This window comes from Saccharothrix sp. NRRL B-16348 (assembly GCF_001280085.1).
Classification (GTDB): Bacteria; Actinomycetota; Actinomycetes; order Mycobacteriales; family Pseudonocardiaceae; genus Actinosynnema.
Window position 1 is genome coordinate 78,647 of the sequence record NZ_LGED01000241.1, and the last position, 13,925, is coordinate 92,571.

General features: G+C 70.9%; 14 protein-coding genes. 3 read left to right on the top strand and 11 right to left on the bottom strand.

All coding sequences use genetic code 11. From position 1 onward, the window contains the following. Positions 1 to 37: 37 nt before the first annotated feature. The gene (gene rlmN, locus ADK67_RS38475) at positions 38 to 1,144 is read right to left on the bottom strand and encodes a 23S rRNA (adenine(2503)-C(2))-methyltransferase RlmN (RefSeq protein ID WP_053721500.1); all 1,107 of its coding nucleotides are present in this window, start codon (positions 1,142 to 1,144) and stop codon (positions 38 to 40) included. 132 nt (positions 1,145 to 1,276) lie between these two features. Here rlmN and ADK67_RS38480 point away from each other — a divergent pair, with 132 nt between their 5' ends. After that, on the top strand, positions 1,277 to 1,948 hold the full coding sequence (locus tag ADK67_RS38480) for a PadR family transcriptional regulator (RefSeq protein WP_053721501.1): 672 nt from the start codon (positions 1,277 to 1,279) through the stop codon (positions 1,946 to 1,948). A gap of 1 nt (position 1,949) precedes the next feature. On the opposite strand, the gene ADK67_RS38485 is transcribed toward ADK67_RS38480, so the two are convergent. Further along, the gene (locus ADK67_RS38485; RefSeq protein ID WP_053721502.1) at positions 1,950 to 2,933 is read right to left on the bottom strand and encodes an aldo/keto reductase; all 984 of its coding nucleotides are present in this window, start codon (positions 2,931 to 2,933) and stop codon (positions 1,950 to 1,952) included. 24 nt (positions 2,934 to 2,957) lie between these two features. Next, positions 2,958 to 3,704 (bottom strand): class I SAM-dependent methyltransferase, encoded by a 747-nt coding sequence (locus ADK67_RS38490; RefSeq protein ID WP_053721503.1) that lies wholly within the window; start codon positions 3,702 to 3,704, stop codon positions 2,958 to 2,960. A gap of 55 nt (positions 3,705 to 3,759) precedes the next feature. On the opposite strand from ADK67_RS38490, the gene ADK67_RS38495 reads away from it, so the two are divergent. Next, positions 3,760 to 4,578: a VOC family protein gene (locus tag ADK67_RS38495; protein WP_053721504.1), complete on the top strand. Its 819-nt coding sequence runs from the start codon at positions 3,760 to 3,762 to the stop codon at positions 4,576 to 4,578. Positions 4,579 to 4,607: 29 nt separating this feature from the next. On the opposite strand, the gene ADK67_RS38500 is transcribed toward ADK67_RS38495, so the two are convergent. From ADK67_RS38500 to rpsB, 5 genes are all read right to left on the bottom strand, one after another. Beyond that, positions 4,608 to 5,453, bottom strand: a complete 846-nt coding sequence (locus ADK67_RS38500) for a phosphatidate cytidylyltransferase (RefSeq protein WP_053721505.1) — start codon at positions 5,451 to 5,453, stop codon at positions 4,608 to 4,610. An 83-nt stretch (positions 5,454 to 5,536) separates the two neighbouring features. Further along, positions 5,537 to 6,094: a ribosome recycling factor gene (gene frr, locus ADK67_RS38505; RefSeq protein WP_053721506.1), complete on the bottom strand. Its 558-nt coding sequence runs from the start codon at positions 6,092 to 6,094 to the stop codon at positions 5,537 to 5,539. 46 nt (positions 6,095 to 6,140) lie between these two features. Next, positions 6,141 to 6,851, bottom strand: coding sequence for a UMP kinase (gene pyrH / locus ADK67_RS38510; protein ID WP_051772088.1), 711 nt, complete (start codon positions 6,849 to 6,851; stop codon positions 6,141 to 6,143). 139 nt (positions 6,852 to 6,990) lie between these two features. Then, positions 6,991 to 7,806 (bottom strand): translation elongation factor Ts, encoded by an 816-nt coding sequence (tsf, locus tag ADK67_RS38515; protein WP_053721507.1) that lies wholly within the window; start codon positions 7,804 to 7,806, stop codon positions 6,991 to 6,993. A gap of 152 nt (positions 7,807 to 7,958) precedes the next feature. Then, positions 7,959 to 8,831 carry a 30S ribosomal protein S2 gene (gene rpsB / locus ADK67_RS38520; protein ID WP_053721508.1) on the bottom strand — a complete coding sequence of 291 codons (873 nt, stop codon included), beginning with the start codon at positions 8,829 to 8,831 and terminating at the stop codon, positions 7,959 to 7,961. Between the two features lie 363 nt (positions 8,832 to 9,194). On the opposite strand from rpsB, the gene ADK67_RS38525 reads away from it, so the two are divergent. Further along, entirely contained in the window at positions 9,195 to 9,731 is a 537-nt protein-coding gene (locus ADK67_RS38525) for a M23 family metallopeptidase (protein WP_157621340.1), read from the top strand. 256 nt (positions 9,732 to 9,987) lie between these two features. On the opposite strand, the gene ADK67_RS38530 is transcribed toward ADK67_RS38525, so the two are convergent. The 3 genes from ADK67_RS38530 to dprA are packed head-to-tail and all read right to left on the bottom strand — an operon-like array spanning position 9,988 to position 13,123. Next, positions 9,988 to 10,989, bottom strand: a complete 1,002-nt coding sequence (locus ADK67_RS38530) for a FliA/WhiG family RNA polymerase sigma factor (protein ID WP_053721510.1) — start codon at positions 10,987 to 10,989, stop codon at positions 9,988 to 9,990. Further along, a complete protein-coding gene (locus ADK67_RS38535) occupies positions 10,964 to 11,941 on the bottom strand; it encodes a tyrosine recombinase XerC (RefSeq protein ID WP_157621342.1) in 978 nt (325 codons plus the stop codon). The genes ADK67_RS38530 and ADK67_RS38535 overlap by 26 nt, the downstream gene beginning before the upstream one ends. Positions 11,942 to 11,974: 33 nt before the next feature. Beyond that, positions 11,975 to 13,123 carry a DNA-processing protein DprA gene (gene dprA, locus ADK67_RS38540; protein WP_053721524.1) on the bottom strand — a complete coding sequence of 383 codons (1,149 nt, stop codon included), beginning with the start codon at positions 13,121 to 13,123 and terminating at the stop codon, positions 11,975 to 11,977. Positions 13,124 to 13,925: the final 802 nt, after the last annotated feature.

Consider the following 13,925-nt stretch of genomic DNA (forward strand, 5'->3'; position numbering starts at 1 on the left):
TTGCAATCAATGCTAGCACTCGGCCACGATCAGGTGCTTAGCCCTCGGCGGCGAGCTGGCCGCACGCGGCGGCGATGTCCTGGCCCCTCGTGTCACGCACGGTGCACGCGACGCCCTGCTCGTTGACCCGGCGGACGAACTCGCGTTCCACCGGCTTCGGTGACGCGTCCCACTTCGAACCCGGCGTCGGGTTCAACGGGATCACGTTCACGTGCACCAACTGGCCCAAGTGCCTGCGCAGCAGCTTGCCCAGCATGTCCGCACGCCACGGCTGGTCGTTGATGTCGCGGATCAAGGCGTACTCGATCGACACCCGGCGACCCGTGCGGTCGGCGTAGCCGCGGGCCGCCTCCAGCACCTCCGCCACCTTCCACCGCGTGTTCACCGGCACCAACGTGTCACGCAGCTCGTCGTCCGGCGTGTGCAGCGACACCGCCAACCGGACCTGGAGGTTCTCCTCCGTCAGCTTCCGGATCGCCGGCACCAGGCCCACCGTCGACACCGTCACCGAACGCTGCGAGATCCCCAGCCCGTCCGGCGCCGGGTCGCAGATGCGGTGCACCGCCTCGACCACGCGCTTGTAGTTGGCCAACGGCTCGCCCATGCCCATGAACACGATGTTCGACAGCCGCCCCGGCCCACCGGGCAGCTCGCCGTCGCGCATGGCCGCCGCGCCGCGCCGCACCTGGTCCACGATCTCCGCCGTGGACAGGTTCCGGGTCAGGCCGCCCTGCCCCGTCGCGCAGAACGGGCACGCCATGCCGCAGCCCGCCTGCGACGAGATGCACAACGTCGCACGGTCGGGGTAGCGCATGAGGACGCTCTCGACCAGCGTGCCGTCGTGGGCGCGCAGCAACGTCTTGCGGGTCGTGCCGCCATCGGCCTCGACGCTGCGCAGCTCCGTCCACAACGGCGGCATCAGGTCGGTCACCAGGCGGTCCCGCGCGGCGGCGGGGATGTCGGTCATCGCGTCGGGGTCGACGGTCAGCCGGCCGAAGTAGTGGTTCGACAGCTGCGCGGCGCGGAAGGGCTTCTCGCCGAGTGCGGCGACGGCCTCTCGACGCTGGTCGGCGGAGAGGTCGGCGAGGTGGCGCGGCGGCAGCCCGCGCTTGGGCGCGTCGAAGACGAGGGGGAGGGCAGTCATAGCGCCCTCCAGTGTCCCACGCGCACGGAGCACCCAGGACCACACCGACTGCGACGGCCATCACCGTTGCATCGCGATACGTTCCGATATATCGTCGACACGTCGCAACCGATCGATACAAGGAGCACGAAGATGCACTTCCACGGATTCGGACACCGGAACCACGAACACAGGCACCACCGCGAGCACGGCTTCGGCGACCCCAGGCGGGGGTTCGGCGGCGGCGGGTTCGGCGGCGGTTTCGACCGCGGCGGCCCGTTCCCCGGGCCTCCGCTGCCTCCCGAGCCGCCGGGCTTCCCGGGTCACGGGCACGGCCGGGGCCGGGGTCGCGGCGGGAGGCAGCGCAAGGGCAACGTCCGCACGGCGGTCCTGGCCCTGCTCGCCGAACGCCCCATGCACGGCTACGAGATGATCCAGGAGATCAGCGCGCGCACGGACGGCCTCTGGCGGCCCAGCCCCGGCTCGGTCTACCCGACCTTGCAGCTGCTGGCCGACGAAGGCCTCGTCGCCTCCACCGAGGAGGCGGGCGGCAAGAAGCTGTTCACGCTGACCGAGACCGGGCGGGGCACGGCCGCGAAGCTCGAAGGCGCGCCGCCGTGGCAGCAGGTCAACGACGACCTCGACCAGCACGCCGCGAAGCTGCGCACGGCGGCACGCCACCTCGGCGCGGCCATGCAGCAGATGGCGCACGCGGGCACGCGTGAGCAGCAGGCGCGGGCCGTCGAAGTCCTCAGCGAGGCCCGCCGCAAGCTCTACGCGATCCTCGGCGAGCTCGACGTCGAGGAAGACAACCCGGAGGAGTGATCTACCAGCGGTCGTGGACCAGCGGCCGGATCAGCGCGTCGTACGCGGCCCGCACCTCGTCCCGCGCCTCCGCCGACAACGGCGCGAGGTCCGCGGCGGCCGAGTTGGCCCGAGCCTGCTCGGCGTTGCGGGCGCCGGGGATGACCACGGTGACGCCGGGCTGGTCCACGACCCACCGCAGCGCGAACTGCGCCATGGTCGCGCCGGACGGCACGAGGGCGCGCAGCCGCTCCACCGCCTCCAGCCCGACCTCGAACGGCACGCCGGAGAACGTCTCGCCGACGTCGAACGCGTCACCGTTGCGGTTGTAGTTGCGGTGGTCGTCGGCGGAGAACGTGGTCGACGCGCTGTACTTGCCGGACAGCAGCCCCGAGGCGAGCGGAACGCGGGCGATGATCGCCACGCCCGCTTCCGCCGCCGCGGGCAGCACCCGCTCCAGCGGCTTGAGCCGCAGCGCGTTCAGGATGATCTGGACGCTCGCGACACCCGGCCGGGCGATCGCGGTCAGCGCCTCCTCGACGGTCTCCACGCTCACGCCGTACGCGGCGATCCGCTTGGCCTCGACCAGCTCGTCGAGGGTGTCGAACACCTCGTCGGTCGAGTAGACCGGCGTCGGCGGGCAGTGCAGCTGGACCAGGTCGAGCGTGTCGACGCCGAGGTTGGCGCGCGACCGGTCGTTCCAGGCCAGGAAGTTCTCGCGGGTGTAGTTCTCCGGCGTCTGCTCGACGCGGCGGCCCATCTTGGTGGCCACCGTGATGCCCGCGTCGCCGCGCTCGCGGAGGAACTTGCCGATCAGCGTCTCGCTGCGGCCGTCGCCGTAGACGTCGGCGGTGTCGAAGAAGTTCACGCCGGTGTCGGCGGCGGCGTGCAGCACCGCCAGCGCGTCGGACTCCTCGACCTGGCCCCAGTCCGCGCCGAGCTGCCAGCAGCCCAGGCCGACGACGCCGACCTGCCGACCCAACCTGCCCGCGTTCCTGTTCTCCACGACCCGAATCCTAGGTGAGCGCTCTCAGGGCAGCACCAGCCCGGTTGGCTTGCGCCTCACGTGCAGTCGGTAGCCCACCTCGAACGACAGGCCGGGCGTGCGCGCGATGGCCTGCTCCGCGACCGCCGCGGAGAACTCGATGCGCAGCACGGCCTCCAGGTCCGCACGGCGTTCGAACCGCCACAGCGCGCGCACGCGGCGCAGCGAGAACCCCTGGTCGGCGAAGAACCGCTCCACGTCGACGGGGTTGTAGCGCGGCTCGTCGTCGCACAGCCACGGCCCGTAGGGCTCGGCCGAGCCGTCGAGGTCCACGATCGCCAGCACGCCGCCCGGCCGCAGCACCCGGTCGGCCTCGCGCATGCCCGGTTCGCAGCCGGGACCGAAGAAGTACGCCGTGCGCGCGTGCACCAGGTCCGCGGTCGCGTCACGCAACGGCAGGCGTTGTGCGGGCCCGTGCACCGCTTCGGCGTTCGGCACGTCCGCCACACGCGCCCGAGCGCGCTGCACCAGCGGAGGGTGCGGCTCGACACCGATGACCGAGCGCGCCTCCCGTGCGAACACCGGCAGGTGGAACCCGTCACCGCAGCCGACGTCGACCACGTCCCGCCCGGCCCAGTCGCACTCCTCGCGCAGCGCGGCCCAGATCGCGCCGTCCACGTCCTGGGCGCGGTTCTCGACCTCGTAGAGCTCGGGCCAGTGCCAGATGTTCGGGCTCGGCAGGACGTCGACAGGCCGCACGGCGGCCAACGCGGCGCGGACGAATCCCTTCACGGGACGACTCTAGAGCCGTAGCGTGATCGAATAGGCGGCTTGCAGGAGGTACGCGGTGTCGATCGTCCCCAATTCTCCCGCTTTGGCCGAGTTGCACCACGGCGCGCCCTGCTGGGTCGACCTCGCCACCACGGACCTCCAGGCCACGATCGACTTCTACGCCGGGCTGTTCGGCTGGTACTTCTCCGACGCGGGCAGCAGCACGATCGCCTTGGTGGACGGGGTGCCGGTGGCCGAGTTGGTCGCCGCCGACGAGCCGAGCGCGTGGACGCTGTACCTGAACACGCCGCACGCCCGAGCCACTGCGGAGAAGGCGCACGCGCTGGGCGGCGAGGTGCTCGGCGAGCCGTCGGACACCGTCACCGTGCTCGCCGACCCGACCGGCGCGGTGGTCGGCTTCCGGCACGTTCCACCCGATTGGGTGTTCGGCGCGGACGGGCACGGCGCGTACGCGTGGGCCGAGCTGAACACGCGTCAGGGGCACGTCGCCGACGAGTTCTTCCGCGAGCTGTGCGGGTACGAAATCACCCAGATCGGTGACGGTCAGGCGGTCGACTACACGATCTGGGCCGTCCACGGGCACACCGTGCTCGGGCGTCAGCGGATGGGCCGGGCGTTCGCGCCGGACACGCCGCCGCACTGGATGGTCTACTTCACCGCGGCGCCGGAGATCGGCACGGACTCGGCCGCGTCCAGGGTGCTGGAGCTGGGCGGACGCGTCACCGTGGAGCCGTACGACACGCCGTTCGGCCGAATCACGGTCGTCGCCGACCACACGGGCGCGGTGTTCTCGGTGATCGACCCGTCCCGCACCACGCCGCTGTCCGAGGAGGAGTCCACCGAGTCACGGGTGGACGACCCCTACGACGACTAGCGAGGTCGCGTCGGGGCCATCAAACACAGCTAGACGAAGACGTGCAGCAGGAGCCAGGCGACGACGGCGGACGGCAGCAGTGAGTCCATCCGGTCCATCAGGCCGCCGTGACCGGGCAGCAGCGTGCCCATGTCCTTGATCCCGAGGTCGCGCTTGATCAGCGACTCGACCAGGTCGCCCGCGGTCGCGGTGACGACCAGGGCAGCGCCGAACAGCACGCCCTGCCACCACTGGCCGTCCAGCATCAGGCCCACGGTGAGCGCGCCGCCGACCATGCCCGCCACCATCGAGCCCGCGAAGCCCTCCCAGGACTTCTTCGGGCTGATGGTGGGGGCCATCGGGTGCTTGCCGAACAGCACGCCGGCCACGTAGCCGCCGGTGTCGGACAGCACGACGCCGATCAGGAACGCCAGCACGCGGAACACGCCGTCGTCCGGCACGACCAGCATCACCGCGAACGACGCGAACACGGCCACGTAGGCGACCGTGAAGATGGACGCGGTGACGTCACGCAGGTAGCCGTCCGCGCCGTCCTTGAGCCGCCAGAGCAGGCACACCAGGATCGTCACCACGAACGCGGCCAGCACGCCGCCGCGCTCGTAGGGCCAGGCCAGCCACACCACGGCCTGCCCGCCGAGCAGCACGGGCAGCAGGGCCACGCGGATGCCCGCGCCACGCTGCAACGCGCCCGTCAGCTCGTACATCGACACGGCCACGGCGACGGCGACGACGCCGACGAACAACTCGCGCACCGTGAACAGCGCGACGAGGATGACGGCGCCCAAGCCGACACCCACGGCGATGGCCGCGGGCAGGTTGCGCCCCGCGCGCGACGCGCCCTTCTCCGGCGCGCCCTGGTCACCGCCGCCTGACACCTGTTGTGCTCCTATCACGGCCGTGCACCGGCCAAGCAAAGCGCGCGAACTCCCGGACCGACCAGCCGAACGGACGTGACCACCTAGACCTCGAGCAGCTCGGCTTCCTTGTGCTTGACCAGCTCTTCGATCTGGGCGACGTAGCGGTGGGTGACGTTCTCCAGTTCCTTCTCGGCCCTGGTGCCGTCGTCCTCGCCGACCTCGCCGTCCTTGACCAGGCGGTCCAGCTCTTCCTTGGCCTTGCGGCGGATGTTGCGGATGGACACCTTGGCGTCCTCGCCCTTGCCCTTGGCGACCTTGACCATCTCGCGGCGGCGTTCCTCGGACAGCTGCGGGATCACCACGCGGATGATCGAGCCGTCGTTGCTGGGGTTCACGCCCAGGTCGGAGTCGCGGATGGCCTTCTCGACCGCGTTGAGCTGGGTGGCGTCGTAGGGCTTGATCACCGCCATGCGCGCCTCCGGGATGGCGACGCTGGCGAGCTGGTTCAGCGGGGTGGGCGAACCGTAGTACTCGACCACGATGCGGGAGAACATCGAGGGGTTGGCACGGCCGGTGCGCACCGCGGCCAGGTCCTCCTTCGCCACGGACACCGCTTTTTCCATCTTCTCCTCGGCGTCGAGGAGGGTCTCGTCAATCACGACTGACTCCCTTGGTGTGCGCAGTTCGGCTCGAATCCCAGCAGGTCTAGAAGGACGGGCGACCACCGGGGGTGCTCACCAGTGTGCCGATCTTCTCACCACGCACGGCTCGCGCGATGTTCCCCTCGGTGAGCAGGTTGAAGACCATGATCGGCATGTTGTTGTCCATGCACAGGCTGAACGCGGTCGCGTCGGCGACGTTCAGGCCGCGTTCGAGCACTTCGCGGTGGGTGATGTTGTCGAACATCAACGCGTCCGGGTCGGTCTTGGGATCCGCCGTGTAGACGCCGTCCACGGCCTTGGCCATCAGCACGACCTCGCACCCGATCTCCAGCGCGCGCTGCGCCGCGGTGGTGTCGGTGGAGAAGTACGGCATGCCCGCGCCGCCGCCGAAGATGACCACGCGCCCCTTGTCGAGGTGCCGCATGGCCCGGCGGGGGATGTAGGACTCGGCGATCTGGCCCATCGTGATGGCGGTCTGCACCCGGGTCTCGATGCCGTGCTCGCGTTCCAGGAAGTCCTGCAAGGCGAGGCAGTTCATCACGGTGCCGAGCATGCCCATGTAGTCGGCGCGGCTGCGGTCCATGCCGCGCTGCTGCAACTCGGCGCCGCGGAAGAAGTTGCCGCCGCCGATGACGACCGCGACCTGGACCCCTGTTCGGACGACCGCGGCGATCTGGCGTGAGACGGTCTGCACGACGTCGGGGTCGACGCCGACACCGCCACCGCCGAACATCTCGCCGCCCAGCTTGAGCATCACCCGGCGGTAGCCCTGCACGGGCTCGTCGTCGGCGTGGTCCGCTTTCGCGTGGTCTACCTCTGCGCTCACAGGTACTCCTCTGGACACGGCAAGGGCGGGGTCGCGACGTCTGCGCGCAACCCCGCCCTCACGCGAATCAGGCCTGGCCGACCTCGAACCGGGCGAAGCGGGTCACGGTGACCCCGGCCTCGTCCAGCACGGCCTTGACGGTCTTCTTGGACTCCGTCACGGACGACTGCTCCAGGAGCACGACGTCCTTGAAGAAGCCGTTCACGCGACCCTCGACGATCTTGGACAGCGCCGCTTCCGGCTTGCCCTCCTCGCGCGCGGTCTCCTCGGCGATGTGGCGCTCGTTGGCCACCACGTCCGCGGGGACCTCGTCACGGGTGAGGAAGCGCGGACGCATCGCGGCGATCTGCATCGCGGCGCCGCGGGCGGCGTCCTCGTTGTCACCGGTGTACTCGACCACCACGCCGACGGCGGGCGGCAGGTCGGCGGCACGGCGGTGCAGGTAGGTGGTCACGGTGCCGTCGAAGATGGCGACCTTGGCCAGCTCCAGCTTCTCGCCGATCTTGGCGGAGAACTCCTGGACGACCGCGTCGACGGCCTTGCCGTCGAGCTCGGTGGCCTTGAGCGCCTCGACGTCAGCCGGGCGGGTGGCCTTGGCGACCGCGACGATCCGCGCCGCCAGCTCCTGGAAGTCGGCGTTCTTGGCGACGAAGTCCGTCTCGCAGCGCAGCTCGATCATCACGCCGTCCTCGGCCATGACCAGGCCGTTCGCGGTCGTGCGCTCGGCGCGCTTGTCGACGTCCTTGGCGCCCTTGATGCGCAGGATCTCGACCGCCTTGTCGAAGTCGCCGTCGGTCTCCTCGAGCGCCTTCTTGCAGGCCATCATGCCTGCGGCGGTCAGCTCGCGGAGGCGCTTCACGTCAGCGGCGGTGTAGTTCGCCATCGTGCGATTTCCGTTCCTTCTGCGGTCTGGTCGTCGGCTTCGCTCGCCGACGCGTTTACGCGCTTGGGGTGGTGCTGTTCGAGCTGTTCAGCGCCGGTCCTGTGCGCACGCCGCGCCTGCCGTGATCAGGGCAGGCGCGGCGTGCGTGCGGATCAGGACTGGACGGCCTCGGTGCCCTCGGCCGGTGCGGCGGGCGCCTCGGCAGCGGGGGCCTCGGCGGCGGCAGGCGCGGCGGGCGCGTCGGCGCCGACCAGCAGCTCCTGCTCCCACTCGGCCAGCGGCTCGTCGACGCCCGGCTCGGGCTTGTCCGCACCGTCAGCGGCCTTGGTGCGGGCGCCGGAGCGCGCCATCAGACCGGCGGCGGCGGCCTCGGCCACCACCTTGGTCAGCAGCGCGGCGGACCGGATCGCGTCGTCGTTGCCCGGGATCGGGTAGTCGACCTCGTCCGGGTCGCAGTTCGTGTCGAGGATCGCCACGATCGGGATGTTCAGCTTGCGCGCCTCGCCGACGGCGATGTGCTCCTTCTTGGTGTCCACGATCCACACGGCGCTGGGCACCTTGGACATGTCGCGGATACCGCCGAGCGTGCGCTCCAGCTTGTCCTTCTCGCGGTTCATCATCAGGATTTCCTTCTTGGTGAAACCCTGGAAACCGCCGGTCTGCTCCATCGACTCCAGCTCCTTGAGCCGCTGGAGGCGCTTGTGCACCGTGGAGAAGTTGGTGAGCATGCCGCCCAGCCAGCGCTGGTTCACGAAGGGCATGCCGACGCGGAGGGCCTCGTTGGCGATGGCCTCCTGCGCCTGCTTCTTGGTGCCGATGAACAGGATCGACCCGCCGTGCGCGACCGTTTCCTTCACGAACTCGTAAGCCCGGTCGATGTAGGTCAGCGTCTGCTGCAGGTCGATGATGTAGATGCCGTTGCGCTCGGTGAAGATGTAGCGCTTCATCTTCGGGTTCCAGCGGCGGGTCTGGTGCCCGAAGTGCACGCCGCTGTCGAGCAGCTGCTTCATGGTGACGACGGCCATGGCCGGGTTCGCACCTCTTCGTTCGGGCGCGCCTGGCGTTGAGCCGGCGCGCGTTCCGGTTGGTCGCGGCGGACCGGGGTCGGACCGCCGCCCTGGTGCCCCTGCCGCCGTCCGAACCGGAGGACGTCTCGCCTCAGGACCGCTGGACGCCGTGACTCGACCACACCGAAACCGGTCGAATCTGCATTGGCACGCGAAGTCGTCCCGCACTCACACGGGCCGCGCACCGAGTGTACGCCGGTGGGCCGGGGAACCACGAACCGGGCCTGAAGTTGTCCACAGCCCCACGAGTTGTCCACAGGTGGAGAGAAGCCACTGGTAGCCCCCGGTCCCCGCCGGAACGCTGGACCCATGACTCCCACCATGCGAACATTGCTGGTCCTGGCCTTGACAACGGTGATGACGCTACCCCTGGCACCCCACAGCGCGTGGGCCTACCGCCCGGTTCGCTTCGCCTGGCCCCTCGCGCCACCGCACCAGGTGGTCCGCGCGTTCGAGGCGCCGGCGACGGAGTACGGGCCAGGGCACCGGGGTGTGGACCTGGCCGCCCCACCGGGCACACCGGTCCTGGCCGCCGCCGACGCCGTGGTGCTGCACGCGGGCCCGGTAGCCGACCGTGCGGTCGTCTCGCTGCTGCACACGGGCGGCCTGCGCACCACGTACGAACCGGTCACCCCCACCGTCCACCGAGGCCAACCGGTGCGCCGAGGCGACCGGATAGGCACCCTCACCGCAGGCCACGAGGGCTGCCCGACGGACGCCTGCCTCCACTGGGGCGCGATCCGCACCACCCCACCACGCTCCCGCACTTACCTGAACCCGCTGCACCTGCTGTCCAACGGCCGCGTCCGCCTCCTGCCGAGGGCGGACAGCAACGCACCCCGACGTGACGCAGCCTGACGCTGGGCTCCCGGACTTCCGACCGCCCTCCCTGCCTCGGCCGCCAGCCTGCCTCTCGCCCAGCGGTCCCCCGCCCGCGCTCCCTCGCCCCTAGCCCGGGGTCTGGCGCAGACCGCTGTGATGCCGAGAGGTTCCCGTGTCGTGGGTGCGCGGGTGAGTGGGTGGTGCGTGGCAGTTCGCCGAAGGCCCGTGGTGGGCGTTTCGGCGGTGGCGGTGCGTCCGGCTGATCGTCGGCGGGAGCCGGGTTAGGTGTGGATCAGGCGTCCAGCTGCTCGTTCAGCTTGGTGCGCAGGCGCAGGACCGCCCGGGTGTGCAGCTGGCACACGCGGGATTCCGTGACGCCCAGGACCTTGCCGATCTCGGCCAGCGTCAGGTTCTCGAAGTAGTACAGGGTGACCACGACGCGGTCCCGTTCGGCGAGTTGTGCGATCGCGTCGGCGAGTTGGCGGCGGCTGTCCTGGTCAACGAGGGTGGCGATCGGGTCCTCCGCGCCCTCGTCGGGCAGGGATTCGGCCAGGGACGAGCCCGCGCCGCCGGTGTTGCGGCCGGCGGCGATCAGCTCGTCCAGGGCGACCACGCTGGTGAGCTGGAGCTGGGCGTAGAGCTCGCGCAGCTCACCCAGGCCGATCTTCAACTCGGCGGCGAGCTCGCGGTCGGTCGGGGTGCGTTGCAGGCGGCCGCCCAGGCGTTCCAGGGCACGTTCGACGTCACGAGCCCGGCTGCGGACCGAGCGGGGCACCCAGTCCTGTGAGCGCAGGTCGTCGAGGATCGCGCCGCGGATGCGCTGCATCGCGTACGTCTCGAACTTCAGGCCGCGCTCGGGCTCGAACTTCTCGATCGCGTCGACCAGGCCGAAGATGCCGGACTGGATCAGGTCCGCCACGTCGACGTGCGCGGGCAGACCGGTGCCCACCCGGCCGGCGACGTACTTCACCAACGGCGCGTAGTGCAGCACGAGGCGGTCCCGCAAGGCCTGCCGACGTGACTCGCCATAGGTGTGCCACAGCGCGATGATCCCGGCTTCCACGTCATCGGCGGTGCGCGACTCGGACGCCGCGTGCGCGGGTCTGCCGGGCGCCACCGCGGGGATGGCGTGGCCGTTCGTGCGCAGCGGCTCGCCGTCGACGTGGTGACCGTTCGTCCCAGCCGGGGTGCGCGCCGCCGACGAGGTCCCGACGTGCGCGGCGGAGGGAGAGGCCACGGTTGCGGTCCGCGAACCTCCCCCTGCGACGTCAGGAGCGGGGGTGCGTTCGGTCATGGATCGCCTTCAGCCGTTCGACGGTGACGTGTGTGTAGAGCTGAGTCGTTGCGAGCGTAGCGTGACCAAGAAGCTCTTGGACGGTGCGCAGGTCCGCTCCCCCTTCCAACAGGTGCGTGGCCGCGGAGTGGCGCAGGCCGTGGGGCCCGGTGTCGGCCGTCTCAGGTACCGCACCCACTACATCGTGGACAACCCTCCTGGCGGTACGCGGATCGAGCCGACCGCCGCGCGCACCGAGGAGCAGTGCGCGTTGTGAACGGTCGCTGACCAGGGCGGATCGGCCATATTCCACCCAGCGCCGTACAGCCCGTTCGGCCGGAACGCCGAACGGCACGGTGCGTTCGCGACTGCCCTTGCCCAGAACCCGAATCACCCTTTGGGAGTAGTCCACGTCGTCGAGGTCGAGACCGCACAACTCGGCGACCCGGACACCTGTTGCGTAGAGCAACTCCACCACGGCTTGGTCACGCAGCGCAACCGGATCGCCTTGTTCCGCGCCTACTTCGGCAACTGCCATGGCGGCCCCGGCCTGATCCGGCCGCAGCACCGCGGGGAGGGTCCGGTGGGGGCGAGGTGCGCTGAGCCGCGGGCCCGGGTCGGCGGCGAGCAGGTCGTTGCGGGAGGCCCAGGCCGTGAACGTCCGGGCGGACGCGGCTCGTCGGGCCATCGTCGTGCGGCTCGCGCCGGCGGAGTGCTGGGAAGCCAACCACGACCGCAGGCCGGGCAGGTCGATCGCTTCCACGGTGGCGTTGTCGGGTGTGCCGCCGGCTAAGTGGACCAGCAGGGCGACCACGTCGCCGAGGTACGCGCGCACCGTGTGCGGCGACAGGCCGCGTTCCATCGCGAGGTGGCGTTCGTAGCGGTCCAGGGCCGCCGCAACGTCCGCGGGCAGCGCGCGACGCAGGCGAACCAGGTCGACACGACGTGTCCGAGCGGGCGGCGGCGGGGACATAGCCCCTGACGCTGCGCCCTCAAGCGCTCTTGGTCAAGTATCGCCACGCCAACTCCCGTCCTGGGAGCGCTTCCAACCGCTTTCCGTGCGTTCGGCGAGACTGGCCAGTTCCAGTTGTGGCAGCAATGCGCGCACCCGAGCCAGCTCGACGCCGGATTCCACGGAGATCGACTCCGGGCTGTGCCCGAACGTCAGACCCAGCGCTTCGAAGACCCTCATCGCGTCGCCCTGCGGTGGTCCGGTGTCGGTGTTCCGGGTGGCTTCGACCAGGTCGACGCCGAGCCGTCCGGTCGACTCGATGATCTCCGCGACGCTCGTCACCGGCAACGCGATCCCTGCACGCAGGAGTTCGTGGCAGCCCGTCGAGCTGACCGACGTGATCGGCCCGGGAACCGCCATGAGCACCCGGCCGAGCGCCGCTGTTGACGCCGCGGTGTTCTTGGCCCCGCTGCGCTGTGCCGCTTCGACGACCACGGTCCCTTCGGCGAGTGCCGCGATGAGCCGGTTCCGCGTCAGGAACCGGTGGCGCGCGGGCGTATGGGTCGGCGGGTACTCGCTCACCAGCAGTCCTTGGCTCGGGATGCGTTCGAGCAACGCCCGGTGGCCCGACGGGTAGGCGACGTCTATCCCGCAGGCCAGCACGGCGATCGTCAGCCCACCGGCCGTGATCGCGCCCCGGTGCGCGGCGCCGTCGATGCCGAATGCCGCCCCGGACACCACGGTGACCCCGGCCTCGGCCAACCCGAAGCCGAACTCGCCCGCCACGTGCTGCCCGTACCCGGTGGCTGCCCGACTACCGACCACCGCCACCGCCCGTTCGGTGATCGCGGCGAGGTCGGCCTCGCCCCGAACCCACAACGCCAACGGGGCCAGACCACACCGCAGGCCGTTGGCGGCGGCGACGGCCAAGGCGTTGAAGCGCCAACGGGGCCACTCGTCGTCCTCGGGCACCAACAGCCGACCACCGATCTTCGCGGCCGCCTCCAGGTCCTGTTCAGCCTGGTCCAACGCGCGCCGCGCCGAGGTCTCGCTGTCGACTCCGGCCGGCACCTCCCCAGCCCGAACCAACTCCGCCGCCCGAACCGGCCCGACTTCGGCAACAAACCGGACCAGCGCCGCCGCAGGCGGCTCGGCCACCCGCGACAGGTAGGCCCGAGCCAACCGGATCTCATCGGTGCTCACGACCACCGCCACCACTCACCGCGGCCGGCCCTTGAGCCCTCGCCCTCATCGGACTCAGTGCCACACCCCATGTCCACCGCTGCCGCCCGAACCGCCTTCGGACCGGCCGGCCCCAACTCCATCCCGCTCCGCGCTACGGAGCCGGGCTCGAGCTGCGGACCCGCCTGAACCGACCGACCCTGCACACTTCGGGGCACCGGCTGGCGGGACGCGACCGCAGTCCGCGACGCCGCCTGGGTGGCACCGGTTGACATGGCCGGCGGTGACGCCCTCGGAGCCGCCTGGTCCGGAGTTCGGCCGACGTCAGCCGGCGCAGATGGCGGAACAGCCACAACTGGCGCGGGTGCGGACCGCGCCGGGTCCAACGCCGTGGATTCGGACCACGACACGAAGTCCGGCACCGGCGAGTCCGGGGGCGGGTGTGGAGCCGCGCTTGAGGACGTGGCGGCGGTGAGCGGCGGGATTGCGCTTGAGAACAGGGGTGGAGTTGCTGGCGGGGCCGGGGCCGGGGCCGGGGCTGTCGGCGGGGTTGGAGTCGAGGGCCGGGCTCCGCACGGGGTCTTGATGGACGGGAGCGGGGTTGGAGTTTCGGCTCGAGGTTGGGCTGGTCGGCTCCGGGCGGCAATCGGGTCGGCGGCGCTCGGCTCGGCTGAGGCCGGGTCAGCGGCCGTCGGGTCAACCGGGATCGGGTCGGCGGTGCTCGGCGCAGCCGGGGTCTGTGTGGCCGGGGTCGGCGCGGCGGCGGGCGGGGCGACCTTGGTCAGGTCGACGGCGGCCAGGATTGCGGCGGTCGAGGTTGCGG

What these genes read in the sequence shown, in the direction of transcription:
- rlmN (WP_053721500.1), bottom strand. Translation starts at nt 1,144, where the DNA reads ATGACTGCCCTCCCCCTCGTCTTCGACGCGCCCAAGCGCGGGCTGCCG.
- ADK67_RS38480 (WP_053721501.1), top strand. Translation starts at nt 1,277, where the DNA reads ATGCACTTCCACGGATTCGGACACCGGAACCACGAACACAGGCACCAC.
- pyrH (WP_051772088.1), bottom strand. Translation starts at nt 6,851, where the DNA reads ATGCTCAAGCTGGGCGGCGAGATGTTCGGCGGTGGCGGTGTCGGCGTC.
- tsf (WP_053721507.1), bottom strand. Translation starts at nt 7,806, where the DNA reads ATGGCGAACTACACCGCCGCTGACGTGAAGCGCCTCCGCGAGCTGACC.
- rpsB (WP_053721508.1), bottom strand. Translation starts at nt 8,831, where the DNA reads ATGGCCGTCGTCACCATGAAGCAGCTGCTCGACAGCGGCGTGCACTTC.
- ADK67_RS38525 (WP_157621340.1), top strand. Translation starts at nt 9,195, where the DNA reads ATGCGAACATTGCTGGTCCTGGCCTTGACAACGGTGATGACGCTACCC.
- ADK67_RS38530 (WP_053721510.1), bottom strand. Translation starts at nt 10,989, where the DNA reads ATGACCGAACGCACCCCCGCTCCTGACGTCGCAGGGGGAGGTTCGCGG.
- ADK67_RS38535 (WP_157621342.1), bottom strand. Translation starts at nt 11,941, where the DNA reads ATGTCCCCGCCGCCGCCCGCTCGGACACGTCGTGTCGACCTGGTTCGC.